This is a genomic window from Stenotrophomonas sp. 80084_Sma (assembly GCF_056481995.1).
This window is the reverse complement of sequence record NZ_CM151177.1, coordinates 4,310,723-4,333,411: the sequence shown is the minus strand read 5'-3', so window position 1 is coordinate 4,333,411 and position 22,689 is coordinate 4,310,723. Positions and strand designations below refer to the sequence as shown.

General features: G+C 67.9%; 25 protein-coding genes. 11 read left to right on the top strand and 14 right to left on the bottom strand.

Annotated features, from left to right (window positions below; all coding sequences use genetic code 11):
• Nucleotides 1-83: 83 nt before the first annotated feature.
• Together ACZK3W_RS19930 and prmA are read right to left on the bottom strand one after the other, a co-directional pair.
• Nucleotides 84-854 (bottom strand): DUF3426 domain-containing protein, encoded by a 771-nt coding sequence (locus ACZK3W_RS19930; protein ID WP_478450225.1) that lies wholly within the window; start codon nt 852-854, stop codon nt 84-86.
• Between the two features lie 42 nt (nt 855-896).
• Complete coding sequence (gene prmA, locus ACZK3W_RS19925; RefSeq protein ID WP_049463300.1) at nt 897-1,817, bottom strand: 50S ribosomal protein L11 methyltransferase; 921 nt, start codon at nt 1,815-1,817, stop codon at nt 897-899.
• Nucleotides 1,818-1,980: 163 nt separating this feature from the next.
• Here prmA and ACZK3W_RS19920 point away from each other — a divergent pair, with 163 nt between their 5' ends.
• Nucleotides 1,981-2,946, top strand: coding sequence for a hypothetical protein (locus tag ACZK3W_RS19920; RefSeq protein ID WP_032129558.1), 966 nt, complete (start codon nt 1,981-1,983; stop codon nt 2,944-2,946).
• Complete coding sequence (locus tag ACZK3W_RS19915) at nt 2,943-3,317, top strand: hypothetical protein (protein WP_010481078.1); 375 nt, start codon at nt 2,943-2,945, stop codon at nt 3,315-3,317. Before ACZK3W_RS19920 ends, ACZK3W_RS19915 begins: the two co-directional genes overlap by 4 nt.
• Nucleotides 3,318-3,446: 129 nt before the next feature.
• Here the strand turns inward: ACZK3W_RS19915 and accC are convergent, their stop codons facing one another.
• From accC to ACZK3W_RS19890, 5 genes are all read right to left on the bottom strand, one after another.
• Nucleotides 3,447-4,814, bottom strand: a complete 1,368-nt coding sequence (accC, locus tag ACZK3W_RS19910) for an acetyl-CoA carboxylase biotin carboxylase subunit (protein ID WP_032129559.1) — start codon at nt 4,812-4,814, stop codon at nt 3,447-3,449.
• Between the two features lie 10 nt (nt 4,815-4,824).
• The gene (gene accB, locus ACZK3W_RS19905) at nt 4,825-5,304 is read right to left on the bottom strand and encodes an acetyl-CoA carboxylase biotin carboxyl carrier protein (RefSeq protein ID WP_032129560.1); all 480 of its coding nucleotides are present in this window, start codon (nt 5,302-5,304) and stop codon (nt 4,825-4,827) included.
• 53 nt (nt 5,305-5,357) lie between these two features.
• Complete coding sequence (locus ACZK3W_RS19900) at nt 5,358-5,783, bottom strand: lysozyme inhibitor LprI family protein (RefSeq protein WP_080355197.1); 426 nt, start codon at nt 5,781-5,783, stop codon at nt 5,358-5,360.
• Complete coding sequence (aroQ, locus tag ACZK3W_RS19895; RefSeq protein WP_478450224.1) at nt 5,780-6,229, bottom strand: type II 3-dehydroquinate dehydratase; 450 nt, start codon at nt 6,227-6,229, stop codon at nt 5,780-5,782. Before aroQ ends, ACZK3W_RS19900 begins: the two co-directional genes overlap by 4 nt.
• A 350-nt stretch (nt 6,230-6,579) precedes the next feature.
• Entirely contained in the window at nt 6,580-7,308 is a 729-nt protein-coding gene (locus ACZK3W_RS19890; protein ID WP_049401742.1) for a DOPA 4,5-dioxygenase family protein, read from the bottom strand.
• 165 nt (nt 7,309-7,473) lie between these two features.
• Here ACZK3W_RS19890 and ACZK3W_RS19885 point away from each other — a divergent pair, with 165 nt between their 5' ends.
• A complete protein-coding gene (locus tag ACZK3W_RS19885; protein ID WP_478450223.1) occupies nt 7,474-8,301 on the top strand; it encodes an isocitrate lyase/PEP mutase family protein in 828 nt (275 codons plus the stop codon).
• Nucleotides 8,302-8,374: 73 nt separating this feature from the next.
• Here the strand turns inward: ACZK3W_RS19885 and ACZK3W_RS19880 are convergent, their stop codons facing one another.
• Complete coding sequence (locus ACZK3W_RS19880; RefSeq protein WP_478450222.1) at nt 8,375-8,908, bottom strand: hypothetical protein; 534 nt, start codon at nt 8,906-8,908, stop codon at nt 8,375-8,377.
• Between the two features lie 126 nt (nt 8,909-9,034).
• On the opposite strand from ACZK3W_RS19880, the gene ACZK3W_RS19875 reads away from it, so the two are divergent.
• Together ACZK3W_RS19875 and ACZK3W_RS19870 are read left to right on the top strand one after the other, a co-directional pair.
• Nucleotides 9,035-9,631, top strand: a complete 597-nt coding sequence (locus ACZK3W_RS19875; RefSeq protein WP_478450221.1) for an NAD(P)H-dependent oxidoreductase — start codon at nt 9,035-9,037, stop codon at nt 9,629-9,631.
• Nucleotides 9,632-9,647: 16 nt separating this feature from the next.
• Nucleotides 9,648-10,241, top strand: a complete 594-nt coding sequence (locus ACZK3W_RS19870; RefSeq protein ID WP_032129566.1) for a TetR/AcrR family transcriptional regulator — start codon at nt 9,648-9,650, stop codon at nt 10,239-10,241.
• 5 nt (nt 10,242-10,246) lie between these two features.
• On the opposite strand, the gene ACZK3W_RS19865 is transcribed toward ACZK3W_RS19870, so the two are convergent.
• Nucleotides 10,247-11,041 carry a D-alanyl-D-alanine carboxypeptidase family protein gene (locus ACZK3W_RS19865; protein WP_478450220.1) on the bottom strand — a complete coding sequence of 265 codons (795 nt, stop codon included), beginning with the start codon at nt 11,039-11,041 and terminating at the stop codon, nt 10,247-10,249.
• Nucleotides 11,042-11,161: 120 nt separating this feature from the next.
• On the opposite strand from ACZK3W_RS19865, the gene ACZK3W_RS19860 reads away from it, so the two are divergent.
• Nucleotides 11,162-12,709: an alkaline phosphatase gene (locus ACZK3W_RS19860; protein ID WP_478450219.1), complete on the top strand. Its 1,548-nt coding sequence runs from the start codon at nt 11,162-11,164 to the stop codon at nt 12,707-12,709.
• On the opposite strand, the gene ACZK3W_RS19855 is transcribed toward ACZK3W_RS19860, so the two are convergent.
• Nucleotides 12,706-12,891, bottom strand: a complete 186-nt coding sequence (locus ACZK3W_RS19855) for a hypothetical protein (RefSeq protein WP_478450218.1) — start codon at nt 12,889-12,891, stop codon at nt 12,706-12,708. The genes ACZK3W_RS19860 and ACZK3W_RS19855 overlap by 4 nt on opposite strands.
• Before the next feature lie 98 nt (nt 12,892-12,989).
• On the opposite strand from ACZK3W_RS19855, the gene ACZK3W_RS19850 reads away from it, so the two are divergent.
• Nucleotides 12,990-13,889 carry a LysR substrate-binding domain-containing protein gene (locus ACZK3W_RS19850; protein WP_478450217.1) on the top strand — a complete coding sequence of 300 codons (900 nt, stop codon included), beginning with the start codon at nt 12,990-12,992 and terminating at the stop codon, nt 13,887-13,889.
• A gap of 72 nt (nt 13,890-13,961) precedes the next feature.
• Here the strand turns inward: ACZK3W_RS19850 and ACZK3W_RS19845 are convergent, their stop codons facing one another.
• From ACZK3W_RS19845 to ACZK3W_RS19835, 3 genes are all read right to left on the bottom strand, one after another.
• Nucleotides 13,962-14,678, bottom strand: coding sequence for an ABC transporter substrate-binding protein (locus tag ACZK3W_RS19845; RefSeq protein WP_478450216.1), 717 nt, complete (start codon nt 14,676-14,678; stop codon nt 13,962-13,964).
• Nucleotides 14,679-14,740: 62 nt separating this feature from the next.
• Complete coding sequence (locus tag ACZK3W_RS19840; protein ID WP_478450215.1) at nt 14,741-16,264, bottom strand: carotenoid oxygenase family protein; 1,524 nt, start codon at nt 16,262-16,264, stop codon at nt 14,741-14,743.
• 26 nt (nt 16,265-16,290) lie between these two features.
• Complete coding sequence (locus ACZK3W_RS19835; protein WP_277778249.1) at nt 16,291-16,713, bottom strand: DUF2141 domain-containing protein; 423 nt, start codon at nt 16,711-16,713, stop codon at nt 16,291-16,293.
• A gap of 156 nt (nt 16,714-16,869) precedes the next feature.
• Between ACZK3W_RS19835 and ACZK3W_RS19830 the strand changes: the two genes are divergently transcribed.
• The 3 genes from ACZK3W_RS19830 to ACZK3W_RS19820 are packed head-to-tail and all read left to right on the top strand — an operon-like array spanning nt 16,870 to nt 18,999.
• Nucleotides 16,870-17,970 (top strand): sensor histidine kinase, encoded by a 1,101-nt coding sequence (locus tag ACZK3W_RS19830; RefSeq protein ID WP_478450836.1) that lies wholly within the window; start codon nt 16,870-16,872, stop codon nt 17,968-17,970.
• Nucleotides 17,967-18,605, top strand: a complete 639-nt coding sequence (locus ACZK3W_RS19825) for a response regulator transcription factor (protein ID WP_478450214.1) — start codon at nt 17,967-17,969, stop codon at nt 18,603-18,605. Before ACZK3W_RS19830 ends, ACZK3W_RS19825 begins: the two co-directional genes overlap by 4 nt.
• Nucleotides 18,606-18,627: 22 nt before the next feature.
• A complete protein-coding gene (locus tag ACZK3W_RS19820) occupies nt 18,628-18,999 on the top strand; it encodes a VOC family protein (protein WP_164081274.1) in 372 nt (123 codons plus the stop codon).
• 91 nt (nt 19,000-19,090) lie between these two features.
• Here ACZK3W_RS19820 and ACZK3W_RS19815 read toward each other — a convergent pair whose 3' ends face one another.
• Nucleotides 19,091-19,930: an arylamine N-acetyltransferase family protein gene (locus ACZK3W_RS19815; protein WP_478450213.1), complete on the bottom strand. Its 840-nt coding sequence runs from the start codon at nt 19,928-19,930 to the stop codon at nt 19,091-19,093.
• 202 nt (nt 19,931-20,132) lie between these two features.
• Between ACZK3W_RS19815 and ACZK3W_RS19810 the strand changes: the two genes are divergently transcribed.
• A complete protein-coding gene (locus ACZK3W_RS19810; protein ID WP_478450212.1) occupies nt 20,133-22,670 on the top strand; it encodes a methyl-accepting chemotaxis protein in 2,538 nt (845 codons plus the stop codon).
• Nucleotides 22,671-22,689 lie beyond the last annotated feature (19 nt).

The following is a 22,689-nucleotide window of genomic DNA, read 5'->3' as shown; positions in this document are numbered from 1 at the left end:
CGGAGCGCGCGGCCGGACGAGGTGGTGGCGGCCAGTCTAGCGCGAGCGTGCCCGGCCTGCCACGGCTGGTCGCCTCTCCCCGGTCAGAGGAAGTCGAAGGTGAATGCGACGGTGGACGCAGCGGGCTCCTGCAACCGGAAGGCGACGCGCGCGCTCTGGCCCGGTTCCAGCAGGGCTGCACCGGGGTTCTCGCCCAGGTACTGCGCGGGCGTGAACACGCCGCTGCCGATCACCCGGCCATCGGCATCGGACAATGACAACCGCAGGTCCGGCCACGCCTGTGCCCAGCGCGCATCATTGCGGATGCTGGCCTGCACCTGCAGCACACCGGCCTGGCCCGGCAGGGGGCGGATCTCGCGGCTGGTCATGGTGAACGCAGTGGGCTCGTGCCAGGCAGGCAGGCTGCAGCGCAGCACGCCGCACAGCGTGCCCAGCCATGCGCGGTTGCCGGCGTCGGCGGCCAGCCGCGCGCGGTCGGCCAGCACGCTCTGCAGTACCAGCAGCAATGCCAGCCCGGCGACCAGCAGCCAGTGCCAGCGGGGTGTTGGCAGCGTGCGCGTGCGCGCGCTGCCGAGGAAGCTGGGGGCATCACTGGCGACCGCCGTTGCCTGCACCGCGACCGGCGCCGGCTCGATGGCCGCTGCTTCATCAACGATGACAACGTCATCGTTGTGTCGCATCTCTGTCGCCGGTGGGCGTGCCAGGTCGATGGGCTCGGCCTGCATCTGCTCCACGGGCGTTGCGTGCCCGGCTTCGTCCTGCATGCGCGCATCGGTCGCAGGCGCAGGCTCACCCTCCGGCGTCGTGCGCAGGAAGGTAGCCAGGGGACGGCGCGGTGGGTTCGGCTCGGACATGCTCAGGGCGCGGGCTCGGATCCAGCGGTCATTCAACCACGATCAGGCGCGGCGCACGCCGGTGATGCGCATCCAGTCGCCATCCTGGGTGGCCTGCAGATCGTCGAACCATGCTGCGTAGCGCTGCAGCAGTTCGCCTTCCTGGCCATGCAGGATGCCGGACAGGGCGATGCGGCCACCGGCAGCAACGCGCGCAGCCAGCAGTTCGGCCAGCGCATCCAGCGCCGAGGCGAGGATGTTGGCGACCACGATCGGATAGGTCGCGACCGGTTCGTCCTGCGGCAGGTACACATGCATGCGGGCCTGCTCGCCGTTGCGCTCGGCATTGTCGGCGGTGGCGACCAGGGCCTGCGGATCGTTGTCCACGCCGATGGCTTCGGCGGCGCCCAGCTTCAGCGCGGCCAGTGCGAGGATGCCCGAGCCGCAACCGAAGTCGAGCACGCGCTGGCCCTGCAGCAGGCCATCGACCGCCAACTGGTCCAGCCAGCGCAGGCACAGTGCGGTGGTCGGGTGGGTGCCCGAACCGAACGCCAGGCCCGGGTCCAACCGCACCACGGCGGCATCGGCGGCCTGTGCGGCATCGGGCAGTTCATGGTTCCACGGCACGATCCAGGTACGGCTGCCGAAGTCCATCGGCTGGAACTGGTCGAGCCAGGCACGTTCCCAGTCTTCATCCTCGACCGCGCGGAAGCTGCCGCTGCTCCAGTCCAGCTCCGGATCGAAGGATTCCAGTGCGGCCAGCAGCAACAGCGCGTTGCTGTCGGCGGGGAACAGCGCGCTCAGCACCAGCGTGTCCCACAGCGGGGTCTCGCCCACGCCCGGTTCGAGAATGGCCTGTTCGTTGCTGGTATCGGCCTCGGCATCGAGCAGGGTCACGGCCAGTGCACCAACGTCCTCCAGCGCATTTTCATAGCGGGGCTGGGTGGCTTCGGTGCAGCGCAGGGTCAGTTCCAGGAACGGCATGGTGGTGGGGGCAATCGCAGGAAAGGGGGCCATGCTAGACCATCGGGGCGTCTCCGTATTGCCTGAGATGCCGCTCCGAGATGAACGAAGCCCGTTCAGACAGGCCCGTCGGGCCTTGCTAAACTTCGTGCTTTCCTATGCGCCGCATCGCCTACCGCCGCCGATGGCCTTCGCTCCGACCCTGAAAACCTGGTTGCTCGTACTGCCGGCTGTGGCCGTGCTGGGCGTGGCCGGTTATCGGGCCAGCGGCCATGCTGCGACGTCTTCGGTAGCGTCGGCGGATCTGGCAGGTGCGGTCGCGGCCGCTGACAGTGCGGCGCCGCTGCCGGTGATGCCGGAGGCGCTCGCGCGCCGCCTGGCACCCTTCGAGCGTGGCAACGCATTGCCGTCCGGGCTGCCCCTGGATCTCCGCGCCGATATCGAAGACGCCACCGACCTGTATGCCTATGCTCAGCGGTTGCGTGCCCAGGCGGACGAAGGCAACCACGAGGCGCGCTGGATGCTCAGCCGTGTCTATGACTACTGCGCGCAGTACGCGGTCGATCCGGGTGGCTACCGCTTGGACAACAACGTGCTGGCCGGGCTGGGCCTGACCGCCGCACCGGCGATGGTGCAGGCGCGCGAACGCGTCGCGCAGCGTTGTGGTGGTTTCGTGCCGGGCGACAAGCTGGGCACGGCCTTGGTGCTGTCCGAACGTCGCAAGGCGGCCGCACAAGGCAATCTGGCTGCTGAGGCTGCGTTGTTCGCCGAGGGCGAACCGCTGCAGGACAGCCCCGAGTACCGCCGTGACCTGGTTGAACGGGTGCGCACCTCGCGTGACCCGGAGGCCTTCATGGCGATCGCACCGGGCATGGGCGTGCGCGCCTCGGGTGACCGCGCGCTCAACGGTCTGGTGGCGGGCGAGCAGCTCAGTGAACTCGCATGGCGGCTTGCGGCCTGCGAACTCGGTCTACCGTGTGGGGCAGACAGTGTGCTGGTCAACAGTTTTTGTGCGAACGGAGGGATCTGTTCGCAGGATGGTACGCAGGATTTCCGGGATTTCGTGTATGACGCTGCGGTATCGCGGCAGGGCGCTGGGAAGATGAAGGAATGGATCAAGCGATTGGTTGGAAAGAGGAACGAGCAATGAACTACCGCCGATTCCTGCACGGGGCCAAGTTCTGGTTCTGGGTGGCCCTGTTCGTGGCCTACTCGGCCGGCGCGGTTGGCCTGTTGATGATCGATACCTATGAAGATCGCTACCGGCATCTGTCGAAGGTGGAACTGACCACGGTGAAGGCGCAGGAAGACGTGCGCCGTGCCGGTGCCAGCCAGGTGGCCGCGGTCTATCGCGCGCAGAGCGGCATGCCGTTCGCGTCGCTGCCGGCGGGCAGCACCTTCCAGGTGGTGTGGCCGGATGGTTCGACCGAGACCATGGTGATCGTCGACCCGACGTCGCCCAATGGCGTGCGTCCGCTGGCGAACTCGCAGATTCCGGCCGAAGCTGCCGACAAGCGCTGATGCGCCTGCTGTAGCGCCGAGCCCACGCTCGGCTGAGCTTTCCGGCAAGCCGAGCATGGGCTCGGCGCTGCAGCAACAGAAAAGGGCGGGGATATCCCCGCCCTTTTCATGTCCAGCACGTGGCGCCGATCAGGTCAGCGCGATCGGCTTGTTCTTGCGTTCGGCCAGGCGCTTTTCCAGGTAGTGGATGTTCTGGCCACCGGCCTGGAAGCCCTTGTCGCGCATGATCCGCTGCTGCAGGGCGACGTTGGTCTTGATGCCATCGACCACCATTTCGCTCAGTGCCACGCGCATGCGGGCAATGGCGGTTTCGCGGTCCGGGCCGTGCACGATCAGCTTGCCGATCATCGAGTCGTAGTTCGACGGCACGCGGTAGCCACTGTAGATGTGGGTGTCCACGCGCACGCCGGGGCCGCCCGGCGGATGGAAGCCGGTGATGGTGCCCGGGCTCGGCACGAAGGTTTCAGCATCTTCGGCGTTGATGCGGCACTCGATGGCATGGCCGGTCAGCACCACGTCGCTCTGCTTGATCGACAGCTTCTGGCCGGCGGCGATCTTCAGCTGCTCGGCCACCAGGTCGATGCCGGTGACCATTTCGGTGACCGGATGTTCCACCTGGATGCGGGTGTTCATTTCGATGAAGTAGAAGCGGCCGTCCTCGTACAGGAACTCGAACGTGCCGGCACCACGGTAGCCGATGCGTACGCAGGCTTCGGTGCAGACCTTGCCGATCTGCTCGCGCTGCTCGGCAGTGATGCCCGGTGCCGGCGCTTCTTCCACCACCTTCTGGTGGCGGCGCTGCATCGAGCAGTCACGCTCGCCCAGGTGGATGGCGTTGCCCTGGCCGTCGGCCAGTACCTGGATTTCCACGTGGCGCGGGTTCTCCAGGAACTTCTCCATGTAGACCTCGCCATTGCCGAACGCGGCCTTGGCCTCGCTCTTGGTGGTTTCGATCGAGGTCTTCAGCGAGGCTTCGGCGTGCACCACGCGCATGCCGCGGCCACCGCCACCACCGGCCGCCTTGATGATGACCGGGTAGCCGATCTCACGGGCGATCTTGGTGTTGGCGACGATGTCTTCGCCCAGCGGGCCGCCCGAGCCGGGCACGCACGGCACGCCGGCGGACTTCATCGCGCGGATGGCTTCGACCTTGTCACCCATCATGCGGATGGTGTCGGCCTTGGGGCCGATGAAGATGAAACCGGACTCTTCCACGCGCTCGGCGAAGTCGGCGTTCTCCGACAGGAAGCCGTAGCCCGGGTGGATGGCCTGGGCGTCGGTGACTTCCGCCGCGGCGATCAGTGCCGGGATGTTGAGGTAGCTCTGCGGCGACGGCGCCGGACCGATGCAGACCGACTCGTCGGCCATGGCCACGTGCTTGAGGTTGCGGTCGACCGTGGAATGCACGGCCACCGTGCGGATGCCGAGGGTGTGGCACGCGCGCAGGATGCGCAGCGCGATTTCCCCTCGGTTGGCGATGACGACTTTGTCGAGCATGGCGTGCCCCTCAGCCGATCACGAACAGCGGCTGGTCGAATTCGACCGGCTGGCCGTTCTCGCCGAGGATGGCGACGATGGTGCCGGACTTGTCGGCTTCGATCGGGTTGAACATCTTCATCGCTTCGATGATGGCCAGGGTCTCGCCTTCCTTGACCTGCTGGCCAACGCTGACGAACGCAGGCTTGTCCGGGGCGGACGACGCGTAGAAGGTGCCGACCATCGGCGAGCGCAGCACGTGGCCTTCCGGCAGCGCCGGGCCCGGCTTGGCGGTGCCACCGGTGGAGGCTTCGGTCGGCGACTGCATCGGCATCGCCTGCGGCGCCGGAGCGGCCGGAGCGGCGTACACCGGGGCGGCGACCGGGGCGGCATAGCCGGCCACCGGGGCGCGCGACAGGCGCACCGACTCTTCGCCTTCCTTGATTTCGATTTCAGCCAGGTTCGACTCTTCCAGCAGGTCGATCAGCTTCTTGATTTTGCGGAGATCCATGGTGGCCTCTTTGCTCTTGATGTCAGTGTGGTGGGAAGCGCATCGCGCTCGGGTCAAAGCAGTTCGTAGAACTCGCGCAGCTGCCGCGTACGGTCGCGCGTCTGGGTGATCAGGCACTGCATCTTCGCAGGGTTGCGCGAGGTGCCGTCTGCATTGAAGGCGTAGACTGCCTCGCAGTCTGCATCGCGCAGGGTTATCCAGATGCGCTGGGCCTTCACCAGCTGCTGTTCGGCCGCTGCGCAGCGGCTGCAGCTGCCATCGGCGGCCTGCGCCTTCAGTTCGCCGCGCGCCTGGACGTAAACGGCGTTCAATGCGCTGTCGGCGTCATCCAGGCGATCGGAATCGCACATGTCGCGCTCGTAGCCGCCGGTCGCCTGCGCGCAGTCAATGCCGGCGGCCGCGCGCTCGGCGGCGATGCTGGCGCCGCACACGCCGGCCCACAGCACGATGCAGGCAAGCACTCTTGGGAGCATCTTCACGCGCGGGCCGCCTGCACGCGCAGCAGCGCCGCGTCCATCGCGTAGCGGTAGCTGTCGGCGCCGAAACCGCAGACCACGGCCACGGCCTTGTCACTGAAGTAGCTGTGCTGGCGGAACGGTTCGCGGGTATGCGGGTTGGACAGGTGGATCTCGATGAACGGCACCGCCACCGCCGCCAGCGCATCGCGCAGGGCGACCGAGGTGTGGGTGAAGGCGGCGGGGTTGATCAGGATGAAAGCGGTTCCGTCGTCGCGTGCGGCCTGCACGCGGTCCACCAGCACGTGCTCGGCATTGGACTGCAGGCTCTCCACCGCGTGCCCGGCAGCCGAGGCCTGGGCGGCCAGCGCCTGGTCGATGTCGGCCAGCGTGGTGTGGCCGTAGACCTCCGGCTCGCGGGTGCCGAGCAGGTTGAGGTTGGGGCCGTGCAGGACCAGCAGCTTCGCCATGGGATCCGGAAGACGGGAAAGGGCGGCAGTCTGGCGGAACCGGCGGATGCTGTCCAGTTCGGCGAAGTTTGCAGCGTTTCAATCGGTTGTTTGAAGTTCCCCGGAGGGCTTGCGGCCGTATGGCGGGCGCTGGATCAAGGCGCGCTGAACGCCGTGCAGCTGGGGGATGCGTGCACGTAGGCCGACGATGGCGGCAGGCCGGGCGATGACCGATGCCGCAACGGGCGGTGATGCGGCAGATCCACGCCATGCGTGGATGAAGGAAGTTCGGTGCGCAGCAGGCTACGCACCCACCGAGGGGCAGCCCATGGTGCGCTGCACGCCACCCACCGCCCCCGCCACGCACCCGCTCACGTCTCCAGCGGCACCGTCGGCACCACGTTCGGGAACACCTCCTCCAAGGGCTCCCGTTCCCCCGGCTTCGGTGCCGGCCAGTTGTAGGCGTTCACCGGCTGCGCGCGGTTCACCCACAACGCGTAATACAGATGGTCGGCGCGGCCATCACCGGTATTGGGGTGGATCAGGATGGTCAGGCCCAGGCTGTTGAGCTGCAGCCATGGCACCAGCACCGGCAGCAGGTCGTTGGTGAAGCCGAAATAGAACGACGGGGTGACGTGCGGTCCGCGTGGTTCCAGGTTCCAGTTGCCCAGCTCCACCGGGAAGCGCTCGGCCGCCCAGCGCCGCAGCAGCGCAGCTTTCTCGAAGCTGTCCTCGTCGAAGTAGATATGCGCGTGATAGCTCTTGATGTCGGTGTAGGCACGTGGGGTCGCGGGCAGGGTGGCCTCCCCGGGACGCACGCTGGCTGGGCGCGGGGTCGGTTCGCTGGCGGTGACCTGGCCCCAGGGGCTGCTGCCCTTCACCGGCGGCGGGACGATGGCACGGAAGCCGGGGCGCCCGGGTTCGGTGGTGTTCACCGTGCTTTCGCCGCGCGGGGCTGCGGCGGCGGTCGACGCACTGGCCAGGCCGCCGGCGGCCAGACCGGCCGATGCGATCAGGCGGCGGCGTGTGGGCGAAAGCAGGTCGGCCCAGTGGGCGTCATCGTCGCCGGCGTCGATCAAGGTCAGCGGGTCCGGGTGCATGAAGGGCTCCGTGGCGGCATCGTGTGGGCAGGCAAGCACGCTCGGGCACCTGCATCCACAGCGTCCAATAAGCAGGTGGCATCACCTCATGCAGGTTTGCCCCGTCGTCGTTGAGCCCGGCTGCAGGGCGGGCTAGGGTGCAGTTCTGCCGCCCCGGAGCCCGCCATGACCTCGCCCGATGCCGATACCCAACGCAAGCGCGCGGCCTTCCGCCAGCTGCATGCAGCAGGGTGCTTCGTACTGCCCAATCCATGGGACGTGGGCAGTGCGCGCTACCTGCAGCGGCAGGGCTTCCAGGCACTGGCCACGACCAGTGCCGGCTGTGCCTGGAGCGAAGGGCGGCCGGACGGAGCGGTTTCGCTGCAGGCCACGCTGGACCATCTGCGCCTGATGGCGGCAGCGACGCCGCTGCCGTTGAACGCCGATTTCGGCGATGGTTTCGGTGATACGCCGCAGAAGGTGCAGGAGGCGGTGGCCGCGGCGATCGACACCGGCATCGCGGCGTTGTCGATCGAGGATGCCAGCGGCGTCGCCGATGCACCGCCGCGTCCGATCGATCAGGCGGTGGAGCGTCTGCGCGCTGCCCGTGCAGCCATCGACCGCGCGGGCGGCGACGTGCTGCTGGTTGGCCGTGCCGAGAACTTCTTCGTCGGCGTGCCGGATCTGCCGGATACCCTGCAGCGCCTGCGCGCCTATGCCGAGGCCGGCGCCGATGTGCTGTATGCACCGGGCATCAGCACGCGCGAGCAGATCAGCGCGGTGGTTGCCGCCGCAGGGTCGAAGCCGGTGAACCTGCTGGTCGGTGGGCCGACACCGCTGAGCCTGCAGGACATCGCTGCACTCGGCGTCCGCCGCGTCAGCCTGGGCGGCGCATTGGCCCGTGCTGCATGGGGCGGACTGATGCAGGCGACACAGCCGATCGTGCAGGCCGGACGCTTCGACGGCCTGCAGCAGGCGGCTTCCGGGGCCGCGTTGAACGCGCTGTTCCGTTGAGCGAAATCCCGGTGCAGTCCCAGACCAGCAGGGATAGTAGATCCACGCCATGCGTGGATGGATGCGCCTGCGATTACAGCGCTTCCATCCCACCCTTGGGCAGCGTCACCCCAGGCTCCAACGCTGGCAGCAGTTGCCGCAGCAGCGCGGGATTGTCCAGCAACGCAGCACCGTCAATGAAACTCCATTGGGCTGTGCCGACGCGGCGCACGGCGAGCATGAACGAGGTGCTGCGCATCGGCGCCTCGCGCACGCGCAGCAGCGACTGGCGTGGCACGAAGCAGACTTCCTCATCACCGGCTGCATAGGTCTGGCCCGGCACGCCGGCCTCGTCGCTGATGATGGTGACCCCGGTCTTGCGCAGCTCTTTCAGGGTGTCGCGAGTCATATGCGCATAGGCCTCATCGCCCCCGGCCAGGCGCTTCAGGCCGGGATGGGTTCGGGCGATGATCAACTCGGCATCGCCGCGGGCGAATGCGCCCATCATCGCCTGCACGTCCTGGCGCAATGCGGCCGAGTCTTCCGGACTGAGCTCACCGGCCAGCGCTGGCGCAACGGCCATTGCCATCGGCAGGGCCAGCAGAAGGGCGAGCAGGTATCGGTGCATCGTCGGGTATCTCAGCGGGAACCGCCGCACTATACGGCGGATGCGGAAACAGCGTCCCACGCATGGCGCTGGTGTCCCGGGCGTCATTACCTACTATTGGTAGGTAGTGAATTCCGGACATCCCCCATGCACACCCTCATCGTTACCGCCCATCCTGAATCCGCCGCGTTGACCCATGCCATCGCCAGGCGCATCGGCGAATCCATCACCGCAACGGATACCGCCAATACCGTGACCCATGCCGATCTGATGGCCGAAGGCTTCGATCCGCGCTTCAACACGCACGACCAGGCGCTGTTCCGTGGCACCGGCGCACCTCCAGCCGACGTCGCCGCCGAGCAGGCGCGGCTGGATGCTGCCGACACGCTGGTACTGGTCTACCCGCTGTACTGGTGGTCGTTCCCCGCACTGCTGAAGGGCTGGATCGATCGCGTGTTCACCCAGGGCTGGGCCTACCAGGACGGTGCAGACGGCAAGGTGCAGAAGAAGCTGCAGCGGTTGCGCGTGCACCTGGTCGGCATCGGTGGGGCCGGCGCGGACATGGTCGAACGGCGCGGCTACGGCGCGGCGATGAAGACGCAGATCGACATGGGCATCTTCGACTACTGCGGCGCGCACGTGCTGACGTCAGACCTGCTGCTGGATGCCGATACCGGTGCGGCCGAAACGCATCTGCAGACCGCGCTGGCGATCGGCCGTAAAATCGGAACTCCGATGCACTGATCGCCGTGTTCCGCCGATGCCTGCCAACGCCGCTCCCACGCGCCGCCGATTGACCCGCGAGCAACGCGCCCGCCAGTTGCTGGACGTGGCCTGGGCGCTGGTTGGTGAAGAAGGCACCGACGCGTTGACCCTGGGCCGGCTGGCCGAGGCCGCGGGCGTGACCAAGCCGGTGGCCTACGATCACTTCGTGACCCGCAACGGCCTGCTGGCCGCGCTCTACGATGACTACGACGGCCGCCAGACGGTGGTGTTCAACGAGCGCATCGGCCGCGCACGGGCGCAGTTGGCCGATCGTGCGGCGGCCATCGCCTCCGGCTACATCGACTGCATCCTCAGCCAGGGCAGTGAAGTGCAGGGCATCCTCGCCGCGCTGGTGGGCGCTCCGGAACTGCACGAGGTACGGCGGCGTTACCAGCAGGATTTCATCGACAACTGCGACGCCTGGCTGGGCCCGTTTGCTGCCGACGGCACGGTGCCACTGGCCGGGCGCTGGGCGATTCTCGGTGCGGCCGAAGCCCTGTCCGAAGCCGTGGCAGCAGGCGCGCTGGACAAGGCCGCAGCCGAAGCCGAGCTGCAGCGGCTGATCGTGGCGACGGTCAAGCGGCGCTGAGCCGCTCAGGCGTCGGCGGTGCTGTCGGCCAGCGCCGCGAACCCGGCGGCCAGCCGCTCGCGCACAAGGGCATCGCGTGCGTCGCGGCTTTCAGAACCCAGCACCACGGTGATCAGGCGTACCGGCTGATCCCGCCCGGGCACTGCCCGGCAGGCGGTGGCGGCCAGGCAGAAGCCTGCGGCCTGGGTGTAGCCGGTCTTCAAGCCATCCACGCCGTCATCGCCAAGCAGGGCGTTCTGGTTGCTGCGGCTGAAGCTGCCGTGCGCGAACACGCGCTGCGCGGTGATCGCCAGGATCTGCGGATGATCGTTCAACAGGCAGGCGGCCAGCACCGCCATGTCGCGCGCGCTGGACGCATGGTGCGGGGTGGTGATGCCGGACACGCTGGCGAACCAGCTGCTGCGCAGGCCGAGCTGGCGTGCGTGCCGGTTCATGCGCTCCAGGAACGCAGGCTGTGATCCCTCCAGATGGCGCGCGATGGCCAGCGCCGCGTCATTGCCGGAGACGATCATCAGTCCTTCCAGCAGGCGCGCGAGGGTGACTGTTTCACCGGGCGCCAGGCCCATGCGCGTTTCATCATCGGCCACCGCGTGCACATCCCCGGCGGCGATGGTGACCGCTTCGTCCCACGCGCCTCCCTTCTCTTCGACGCATTCGTACGCAGCATAGGCGGTCATCAGCTTGGTCAGCGAGGCCGGTTGCCTGGCGATGTCCGCGTTGTGCTGGTGAATCACCGCGAACGTTGCCGCATCGAGGGTGATGGAGGACAGCGGTGCACGCGCGGGAGCAGGAGACGGCATGGAAACGAGGATGGCAGTGGGGGCCTGCAGGATAGTGTGCAGCGGCTGCACGAAGCTGCAATATTGCAACGATATAACGTATCGACATTGTGGGCCGCCGATGGCCCGACGGGACACCCGATGACTGCACGCATTCCACGCCGCTGGCTTCATTCTTCGTTGCTGCTCGCGCTGGCCGCACTTGGCGGCTGCCAGCCCAATCTGCGCGCCGAGGCTGTTGCTCCCGGCCCAGCGCGCCCGCACAACGTGATCGTGATGATCAACGACGGCGCCGGTTGGGGCACCTGGGACGCCGCCGCCTACTGGCAATACGGCAGCCGCGAACGGGCGCCCTATGCGGATTTTCCGCAGCGCCTGGCGGTAACCACCTTCCCGTTGAACGCCAGCAGCCAGCCGACCCGCGACAACGCGCAGACCCTGGGCTACGACGCGGGCAAGGCCTGGGATGACACACCGGTTCCTGCGCAGGACCTGCCGTTTGCGGGCTACCAGTACCTGGCTGCGGTGGCTACCGACAGTGCGGCGGCGGGCACCGCGTTGTCCTCGGGCATCAAGACCTACAACAACGCCATCAACTTCAACAACGATGGCAATCCGGTCGAGTTCAATACGCTGCGCGCCAAGCGGCTGGGCATGGCCACCGGCGTGGTGACTTCGGTACCGTTCGCGCATGCCACGCCGGCCGCGTTCGCGGCGCAGAACGAATCGCGCAACAACTATCACGCCATCGCCCATCAGATGCTGGCGCAGGGGCATATGGATCTGGTGATGGGCACCGGAGGCCCGGGCTACAGCGTTGATGGTCGCGCCTGTGACGAGAGTGCCGGCGCGGCCAAGGCCGAGGGCTGCGCGAACCCGTGGGAATGGGTGGCGCAGCAGGATTGGCAGCAGCTGGAAGCGGGCAGCACCATCGGCGGCAATCCGTCGGGGCCGTGGCGCCTGATCCGCAGCAAGGAAGCGTTCGCCGCGCTGGCGCAGGGACGGTTGCCGGCCGACCGGCCGCTGATCGGCGTGCCGCGCGTGGCCAACACGCTGCAGCAGGCGCGCCAGCTGCAGGTGCTGGGCAAGGATGCGGCCACGCCTTCCGGTGTGAGGAAGATCGACAGCGTGCCGGATCTTGCGACCATGACCCGTGGCGCGCTGCAATTCCTGCAGCAGCGTTCGTCCAACGGCCTGTTCCTGATGGTGGAAGGTGGCGCCACCGACTGGGCCGCCCATACCAGTGCCTGCGGCACTGAATGGCACTACGGCCAGTGCAGCGACCAGCCGCAGTACGGCCGGCTGATCGAGGAAACCGTGGAGTTCAACGACGCGGTGACAGCAGTGATCGAGTGGATCGAACGCAACGGTGGCTGGGAGCGCAACCTGCTGATCGTCACCACCGACCACGACAACAGCATGCCGATGGGCCCGGATGCACAGAACGTCGCCTTCGAGCCGGTGCGCAACAACGGCCGTGGGCGCATGCCCGGGATCAGCTTCCGTCCCACCGGCAACCATTCCAATGCGCTGGTGCCGTTGTGGGCCAAGGGCGCGGGCGCGGAGCTGCTGGGCCAGCGCGTGCGGGGCGTTGATGCCGGCTACCGTCAGCACGTGCGCTGGAACGACGGCAGTTACATCGACAACACCGACGTGGCTGCCGCGGTGCAGGAAGCGCTGCAGCGTTAGGGGTGTGCCGGCCGCTGGCTGGCAGCGGCAGGTTTCCCGGTCGACGAGGTTGCCGGCCAGCGGCCGGCACTACCGGGGGCGGTGCGGGGCGGCGGCGTCGGCGACGGGCTGGCCAGCTGGCGTGCCAGCTCGGCGCTGGCCACGTGGCCGTGCAGGAACAACAAGCCGCTGAAGATGTTCATGAGCGTGCCTCCACTTGAGTGGATTGCACGATACGGGCAGCATGGACAGGCAAAAAGCGACATTTCCGCAAGCATGCCTTGAGAGGAATTCAAGCCCGATGTCCCGCCCTCCGCTCCATGCCCTGCAGGGCTTCGTGGCTGCTGCCCGGCTCGGCAACCTGTCGCGTGCCGCCGCGTCGATGAATGTGACCGTCAGTGCGCTCAGCCATCAGATGCGGCAGCTGGAAGAACGGCTCGGGCAGCCGCTGCTGATCCGCCAGCCGCGTGGTGTCACCCTCACCCTTGAGGGGCAGCGCCTGCTCGACCAGGTCGGACCGCATCTGGATGCGATCAACGAAGCCTTCCAGCCCTATGCCGCACGTGCCGAGCACGTGCTGACGATCAGCGCGGTGCCGTCGATGGCGTCGGCCTGGCTGGTGCCGCGCCTGGGTCACTTCGTGGCCGAGCATCCACAGATCGAGATCAACCTGCAGTCGAGTGAACGCCTGATTGATTTCGAGCGGCAGCGCCAGTTCGACGCCGCGCTGCGTCTGGGCAGCGGGCAATGGCCGGGCCTGGTGGTGGAACCGCTGTTCGACGAGTGGCTGGTGCCGATGGCGAGCCCGGCGCTGATCGAACGCATGGGCGGCATTGACCGTGTGCCGTTGACCCGGTGGCCGCTGCTCGGTGATCCGGACGGCGCGTGGGGCGCCTGGTTCGCGTTGAGCGGGCAGAGCCCGCCGTCGCGTTTCGTGGCGGTGCTGGATGATTCGGAGGCGCACCATCGCGCCGCTCTGGATGGCGTGGGCGTAGCGCTCGGGCGGGTGACGCGGGCGCGGCTGCTGCTGGATTCGGGCCAGCTGGTCGCACTGTCCAGCCTGCGCCTGAAGACCGACTGGCCGCATTGGCTGGTGTACCCGCAGCGCTCGGCCAGCCATCGCGGTTTCCTCGCGTTCCGCGACTGGCTGCATGCGCAGGCCGCCGAGCATGTGCGGCACATGGCAGACGCACATCTATAGCGCCGAGCCATGCTCGACCATTGCATCTGGATCTGTAGCGTCGAGCCATGCTCGACTGCTGGTGCTCTACAGTCACCGAACCAGCGTGACCGCCTGCCCGGCACGCGCGAACGCTGCCTCAAGCAACGGGCCTGCCTTGATCGCCTCCACTTCCTCGAACAACGCCCGCAATGCATCGGCCGGGCGTGAGGCCGGCGCCGCCACTGCCTGCTGGATCGCGGTGAAGCGGTCGGCCAGCACACGGTGGCCGGGATGCGCCTGCGCCCATGCTTCCAGCGGCTGGCGTACACCGGCGGCGGCATCCAGGCGCTGCTGATCGAACAGGGTGATGGCCGCCGCCGAGGTCTCCGCCCGCTCGATCGTGGCATGGCGCAGTTCGCGACTGAGGAACAGGTCATAGGCCGCGCCACGCCCCACCGCGATGCGCAGCCCCTCGCGATCCAGGTCGGCTACCTGCTGCGCAGGGCTGTCCGCGCGAACCAGATAGGTACCTTCGATCTCCAGGTACGGGGCACTAAAGGCAATGCGGTCGGCACGTGCCGGATCGATGGCCAGGAAGGCCAGATCCCAGCCGTCTTCGCCTGCTGCCTCGACCACCGAGGCTGCGGCATCGTGGCAGGTGAAGCGAGCCTGCACCCCCATCCGTTGCGCCAATGCGGTAGCCAGTTCCAGTGAGGGGCCGCGCGGTGAGCGCGCATCGCCCTGTGCCAGCACCGGGTTGCCCAGGTTGATCGCCACGCACAGGAAACCGTGTGGTGCCAGCGTACTTCGGTGTTCGGCCAGGGACATGCGGGACTCCACGGGGCAGGGGAGACCCAGCATGCCAATAACGGTGTCCGCGTGGCGTGGAATCAGCCGCGCGCGGCGAAGGTGCCGTGGAAGCCCAGTGGTACCGCATAGGGCAGCCAGGCCTGTGCCAGCGGACCGTCGTCCAGGTGGCGGGCATCGAGCACCGCCAGGCCGCTGCGCTTGTTCACCGGATCAAGCAGGGTGCCGATCAGCCAGCCATCATCGGCGTTGCGGCTGCCCGGGCGCGGTACGAACACATGCTCTTCGGCCATGATGTCCGGGCCATAGTTCCACAGCTGGCGGCGCCCGCGCTCGATGTCGAACGCGGCCACGGCGTTGAAGTACGGCGCATTGGCCGTGCCGTCGATGGTCGGCGCATACAGCCGTGCGCCACGTGTGTTCGCCGAGCGCGGGTCGAACAACGGGAACTCCACTGCGCTGATGCCCAGCGGCTGCCAGCGGGCCTGGCCACGACGCAGGTCCAGATGCAGCTCGACCAGGCTGGCGCCACTGTTGGCAGCGTGTGCGCCATCACCGGCCATCGCTTCCTTCATCGGCGAGCGCGCCTCATTGATGTCGTCGTGGCGCACTGCACGCAGCACGATGCCGCCATTGCGGGTGAACGCATCGCCGAAGTGGTAGATCGCCGCGAACGGGGCTTCGAACCACTGCGCCTTGTCCGGCGCATCCTTGGCGACCACCGCGATGCGTACGGGACGCTGCGGTGCGAACTGCATGCGCTCGAAGAAGCTGCCGCCTGCGCCGGTGAAATCGAACGGCATCATCACGAACACCAGGTGCTGGTCGGTCATCGCGAAGGCATGCAGGTAGCCATGCTCGGGTGTTTCGATCACATTGGCGCTGCGCAGCTGGCCGTTCGCACCGATGTGCCAGACCAGCAGGCCATGGCCACCCATCAGGCTGATCGAGCCGAAGTTCCAGACGCTGCCGTCGCGGTCGCGCAGCGGGTGCGCCGAGAACGGCAGTGCGGCGAGGTCCGGACGCCAGGTCACCGGACCCAGCGTCTGCAGGGAATCGGGGTCTACTTCGAATGCCGAGCCGGACTCGCACAGCGCGAACAGGCGGCCATTGATCATGGTTACCGAGGTATTGGCCACGTTGGCATCGTCGTTGTTTCGAACTGCCAGCGCACCGGGAACGCTGGTGCCGGCAGCCGGATACTGGAAGCGGCCGGCCTTCTGTTCACGGGTGAATTTCGGCGTGGCGACCATGCGCCCGTGATGGGTCAGGCTGCCATCACCATTGAAGCGCCAGCCATGCACCATGCCGTCACCGTCGAACCAGTGGTCGTAGCGGAAGCCATCGCGCTCGGTCCAGGCCGGGCCGTTGCGGTACAGCGTGCCGGCCAGGCCCGCTGGCAGCTTTCCCTGCAGTTGCACGGTGGCCGGGCCGAGGCTTTCGCTGCCGACGCTGCGCCAGCCGAGCAGCCACGGGTGTTCCTGCATGCCCTGCGCGAACCGCGCCGGGTCGCCGGCGAAGGCGGGAGCGCTGCGCAGCGCGGTGGCGCCCAGGGCCAGGCAGGCACTGCTGCTGAGCAGGGTACGAAGGAAGCGGCGACGGTCCATGGTGGCCTCGGGTCTGGATGCGGGTATCAGCGCAGGGTGATGTCGATGGCGGTGCCAGCGGCCGGCACGTCGACGCGCGCCTCGTCGAAGGTCGGCTTGCGCATCACCTGCGGGTTGTTGCTGAAGCCGTAGCCTTCCACCGGCATGCCGACCAGGTTGGTGTCGAGCTTGCCGTTGTCGTTCTCGTCGTGGGTGAGCAGTACGGCATAGGTGCCGGCCGGCAGGTTCTTGAACATGAAGCGGGCGCTGTCACCGCTGGGCGCCGCCTGCTGGGCCTGCACGGGCCTGGCCTTGCCGTCCCAGGCGGCCGCGCTGTCAACCAGCGCAGCACGCAGGGTGCCGGTCTGCACGCGGACGTCGTGCACGGTCACGGCCAGGTCGGCGGCGTGGGCACTGCCGGCCAGGGCCAGGGCAGTCAGGGCGGTGCTGAGCAGGGCGGTGCGGATCATGGCGGTGGCTCCGGAAGTGGGTGAGGCGGTGTGGAGCCAGTCTGCGTGGGGCGCTGCACCGGGTTCAGGGCCAGTGGTCATCGATTCGACGTGCCAGAAGTCACTTTCTGCGCCGGACCCATTGCCGCCGGCGTGCGCGGCCGTCAGCATCTGGCCATGCTCAGCCTGTTCCGCCATCTGTTGCGTCCGCTCAGCCTCGCCGGCCTGGTCACCGTGCTGGTGGTCGGCCTGTCGTTCGCAGTGCAGCGCAGTGGCGCCGGGCTGAGCCTGCTGTTGCTTGCTGTGTTCCTGCTGCTGTTCGTGGTGCACGGCTGGGCGTCGATGCCATCCCGCGTGCGCGCCGCCGCTGCGGTGTTGCAGGCGCTGCTGGCGGTTGTGCTGGTTGCACTGCAGCCGCGTACTGGTACCGCCCCGGTGCTGCTGGTGGTGCTGGTTGCACAGCTGGCCGAACACTGGCCGCCGCGCTTCGTGCTGGGCGTTGCGCTGCTGGCCAACCTGGCGGTGTATGCCGTGCTGCGCCACAGCGGCTTCAGCCAGCCGCTGCTGGTGGTGCTGCTGTATGGCGGTTTCCAGGCCTTCGCCGCGCTGACCGCGCACTATGCGCGCAGCACGGCGCTGGCCCGCGATGATCTTGCACGGGTCAATGCCGACCTGCTGGCCACCCGCGCGCTGCTGGCTGACAGTGCACGCGATGCCGAGCGCCTGCGCCTGGCCCGCGAACTGCATGATGTGGCCGGGCACAAGCTCACCGCGATGCGGCTCAACCTGCGCGTCCTGGCCGCTGACCCTGCGCTGGCCGGTCGCGAAGGGCTGGTGCTGGCCGAACAGTTGTCCGGCGAGTTGCTGGCCGACATCCGCCAGGTGGTGCAGTCGATGCGCGATGATCGCGGCCTCGATCTGGCCACCGCGCTGCATGCGCTGGCCGCACCCTTCCCACGACCGAAGCTGCAGCTGCAGATCGGCGACGGGGTGCGCGTGGCTGACCCGTTGATGGCCGAGACCGTGCTGCGGCTGGTACAGGAGGCCCTGACCAATGCCGCCCGGCACGGCAATGCAGACACCGTGTGGTTGACGATCAGTGAAGAGGAATCCCAGTTGCGTATCGATATCCGCGATGATGGCCAGCGCGCCGAACGCATCCGCGAGGGCAATGGCATCGCCGGCATGCGCGAGCGCCTGGCGGCCGTACAGGGGCGGCTGGAGTTGGCCCGAACCGCGCAGGGCGGCATGCATCTGACCGCGCGGTTGCCGGCATGAGTGCCGCCATGATCAGGGTGGCGCTGGCCGATGACCAGGCGCTGGTCCGCGCCGGCCTGCGCGCCCTGTTACAGGGGCTGGGCGTGGACGTGGTGCTGGAGGCCGAGGATGGCCAGGCCCTGCTGGATGCGCTGGATACGCAGCGCGTGGACGTGGTGCTCAGTGACATCCGCATGCCCGGGCTGGATGGGATCGAGGCACTGCGCCAGCTGCGGGCGCGCGGCGATGCCACGCCGTGGCTGCTGCTGACCACCTTCGATGAAAGTGATCTGCTGCTGCGCGCCAGCGAGGCCGGCGCACAGGGCTTCCTGCTCAAGGATGCCGCGCCGGCCGACCTGCGCGAGGCCATCGAACGCGTTGCCGCTGGCGAGACCCTGCTGCTGCCGGTCAGTACCGATCCGGTGCGCGCGCGTTACCGCTTCCACGATGAAGCGCCGCCCATCGATACCTTCGGCGAACGTGAAGTGGCAATCCTGCGCCTGCTGGCCGGGGGCTACAGCAACAAGGAGATCGCGCGCAGCCTGTTCCTGGCCGAGGGCACGGTGAAGAACTACGTGTCCGCCATCCTCGACAAGCTCGGCACCCGCGACCGTACCCGCGCGGTCCTGAAGGCGATTACCCTGCGCATCATCTGAGTGGAGGTGGCAAGGAGTGTCTGTGAACCCGATCCTGCATGTGGAAATCCCGGCGACTGACCTGGACCGGGCCATCACGTTCTACCAGCGATGGCTGCAGGTTGCGGTGGACGAACCTATCGTGCTGCACGACTGCCGGATGGCCTATCTGCCGTTCTCCGATGAGGCCGCCGGTGCCAGCATTGCGCTGGTGCACGGCGCGGACTATCTGCCTTCCGAGCAGGGCGCGCGCATCTACATCGGCGTCGGTGACCTGGATGCCAGCCTCGACCGTGCGCTGCAGGCCGGAGCCGAGCTGCGCTTCGGCCCGGCCGATGCCGGCGATTGGCGCGTGGCCGAGATCCGCGACAGCGAAGGCAACCGTATCGCATTGCAGGCGCGCACAGCGCCGTAACGTCAACGCTGCGGTGCGCGCATCTGTAGAGTCGAGCTTGCTCGACTGATTTTGACGTCGCCGTAGATGCATCAGTCGAGCGAGCTCGACTCTACAGCGTCGCGGCGCGTGAGCGCTGCAGCCAGTCGTTGATTGCGGGATCCAGCCGCGGGTCGTCCGGAAGCTGGATGCCGAAGCGCTGCTCCAGCACGTCGCGCACATCACCCACATCATGCAGCGGGCGCTTGTCCGGTGCCTGTTCGGGGCGGTACTCGGTGTAGTTGCCGCTGCCGATGGTGCGGCGCCAGTCCGGCCCGGTCAGCGACGCGCGCAACTGGCCGGGGAAACTGGAATCGGGATGGGTACATACGTACCAGTTGCCCACCACGTTGTCGATCGGCGCCGGCGCCTGCAGATCGAAGCGGTACATCACCCGCCAGCCGTCGCTGGATTCGGCCGACAGCATGAAATCACCGCCGTCTTCCAACCGCTGCAACAGATAGCGTTCGTGCGGGGTGGCCTGCGGCTGCGGGTCATGCAGGCGCAGCGGTACGGTCGGGGTCAGGCTGCCAAAACCGGCATCCACCAGCCAGTCATCGCCGTCCACGTGCACGCGCAGCAGCAGATGGGTACGCGCGGTCAGTTCGCCGTCCTGGGCGGCCAGCAGTACGCGCGCGCTCAATGGCTGGGCATCGAAGCCCAAGGCCTGCAGCAGCGCCAGCAACCCACCATTGAGCTCGAAGCAGTAGCCACCGCGGCGCTCGTCAAGCAGCTTGCGCTGCACGCTGTCCAGGTCGATCGGCACCGCATCGCGCAGCAGGCAGCTGAGGGTTTCGAAGGGCAGCAGTGCGTTGTGGCGCTGCTGTAGCAGGGTCAGGCCGGCCAGGGTCCGTGGTGGCGGCGCATCCAGCTGCAGGCGCTGCAGGTAGCAGGGGACATCGAGCCTCGTCATGGGGGCACCGGGCGGGGAAGGGAGGTCCACTGTGCTCCCCCAACCGGGGTTGAGGTCAAGCACGGCGGCCGTGTCATGCCCCCGTCGCCTGCACCCGGTACAAAGACCGCGTCCGCCAGTGACGGGGGACGCAGACGAAAAAAGGCCTAAAGTTGACCTGAATCCGGCCGATACAGGTGCGTCCTTCCGCCTGGAGTCTGTCATGTCGGCCGTTGTCCCCCACCTCCGGTCCCTGCGCACGCGTCTTGCCACGTTGCGCTCGGCGTCCCCCGGCCTGCTGCTGTGGCTGCAACCACACCGGCTCAGCGTGGCCAACAAGCTCAAGGCGACCCTGTGGGTCTGTGGCCTGGGGCTGGTGGCGATCGCCGCTGTCTACGCCTGGACTGGCCATGCCAACGCCCTGGCCGCGCGCAGCCAGGCCAGCTACCAGCGCGGCAGCGATCTGGCTGCCAGCCTGTCCACGCGGGTGGCCGAAGCGCGCCGCCTGCAGACCCAGTATGCACGCAGTTTCGATGATGCTGACCGCAGCCAGTTGCTGGCAGCACAGAAGGCCCTGCAGGCTGACCTGCAGGCGCTTCGCGCGATGCCGATGGACGCCGGCCGGCGCAAGGCGCTGCAGGTGCTGACCGAATCGGCCGACGCGTTCTCGCAGGGTGTCGCCGCCCTGTTTGAACGGGTCGACGAGATGGGCCGCGGTGAGGCCGGCCTCGCTGCACAGCTGCAGCAGGCCGCCGAAACCCTGCAGGCACAGGTGGATGCGCTGCAGCGGCCGTCGCTGGCGCTGTCCCTGCAGAAGATGCGTAGGCAGGAGGCCCTGCTGCTGCTCGACGGTGATTCCACCCACGCCGACCGCGCCAGCGAGGAAAAGCTGCCGTTCGACCTCGCGCTGGCGGGCTTGCCCGCGGATGCGCAGGACGCCCTGCGCACCGGGATGGAGGGCTATCAAGGCGCCCTGCTGGGGTATACCGCGGCCCGCGTCGGCCTGGATGTGGAAGCGCAGTCGCTGCTGGATACCGCCGCGGGCGTAGCGCCGGCGCTGGCCGCTTTCCAGCAGGCGCAGGTGGTAGCGCTGGCCAAGGCGCAGGCGCGCCAGCAGGTCGGCGCGCGCACGATGAGCGTGCTGTTCGCACTGACCCTGCTGCTGGTGGCCGGCGTGCTGATCACCAGCCTGGTGCTGGTGCTGCGTGCGGTGCGCCAGCCGATCCAGGACACCCTGCGTTTCGCCAGCGACATCGCCGACGACCGCCTGGACACCACGCTGCGCGTCTACAACGCCAACGATGAGATCGGCCAGCTGGCCCGACGCCTGGTCGACATGCAGCAGCGCCTGCGCGCGCGCATCGAGACCGAACGTGCTGTGGCGCGCGGCAACACCCGGGTGCGCCAGGCGCTGGACAGTGCGCAGACCGGGCTGATGGTGGTCGATGCCGAAGGCCTGGTGGCGTACGCCAATCCGGCGCTGCTGGAGCAGTTTGAACTCCAGGTTGAAGATCTGGTGGGGAGCGATGCGGTGCGCCTTCATCCGGCACTGGTAAGCCTGGCCGGCGTGCGACAACGCGAAGAACGCGAGATCGGCCATTGCGGTGTCCGCTATCAGCTGATCGCCAATCCCATTGTCGACGAGGGGCATTTCCTCGGCGTGGCGGTGGAATGGCGCAGTCGCGCGCTGGAAACCCTGCTGGAAACCGAAGTGGCAGCCCTGGTCGACGCGGCCGCGCACGGTGACCTGCACGGTCGCATCGCGCTGGAGGGGAAGCAGGGCTTTGTGCGTACGCTGTCGACCAGCATCAATCGCCTGTTGACCACCTTCGAGACCAACCTTGGCGATCTGCAGGCGCTTCTGGCCGCGCTGGCCCGCGGTGACCTCAGCGTGCGCATGGAAGGTGAACTGCAGGGCGTGTTTGCGCGCATGCGCGATGATGCCAACGCCACCGTCGCGCAACTGGGCCGCATCGTCACCCGCATCCAGCAGGCCACGTCCAGCCTCGACACCGGTGTTGGTGAGATCGTCGCCGGTCACCATGATCTGTCGCAGCGTACCGAACAGCAGGCGGCCAACCTGGAAGAGACGGCAGCGTCGATGCACGAGCTGACCGACACTGTTGGCCGCAATGCCGATGCCGCGGGCCGTGCGGATGCGCTGGTCAAGGGCGCGGCGGCAGTGGCCCAGCGTGGCGGCGAGGCGGTCGGCCAGGTGGTGGCAACCATGCATGGCATCAGCGAAGCCTCACGGCGGATCGGTGACATCACCCAGCTGATTGATGGCATCGCCTTCCAGACCAACATTCTCGCGCTCAACGCAGCAGTGGAAGCGGCGCGCGCTGGAGAGCAGGGCCGCAGCTTCGCCGTCGTGGCTGCCGAAGTGCGCCTGCTGGCTCAGCGCAGCGCGGAGGCGGCCAAGCAGATCAAGGGATTGATCGAGGATTCGGTGGCGCGTGTGGGCCAGGGCAACCAGCAGGCCGAACAGGCCGGCACCACGATGGGCGAGATTGTCGGCAGCGTGCAGCAGCTGGCGGATCTGCTGGCCGGGATCCGCAGCGCGTCGCAGGACCAGCATGCCGGCATCGCCCAGGTGAACCAGACCATCGTGCAGATGGAGGCCAGTACCCAGCGCAACGCCAGTCTGGTGGAAGAGGCGGGGGCCTCGACCGCGCAGATGCAGGCGCAGGTACATGCCCTGGCAGAAGCCGTGGGCGCGTTCCGTCTGCAGTCGATGCCACAGGCGCGCGCTGCGGCCTGATCCCGCTCCGGTAGTGCCG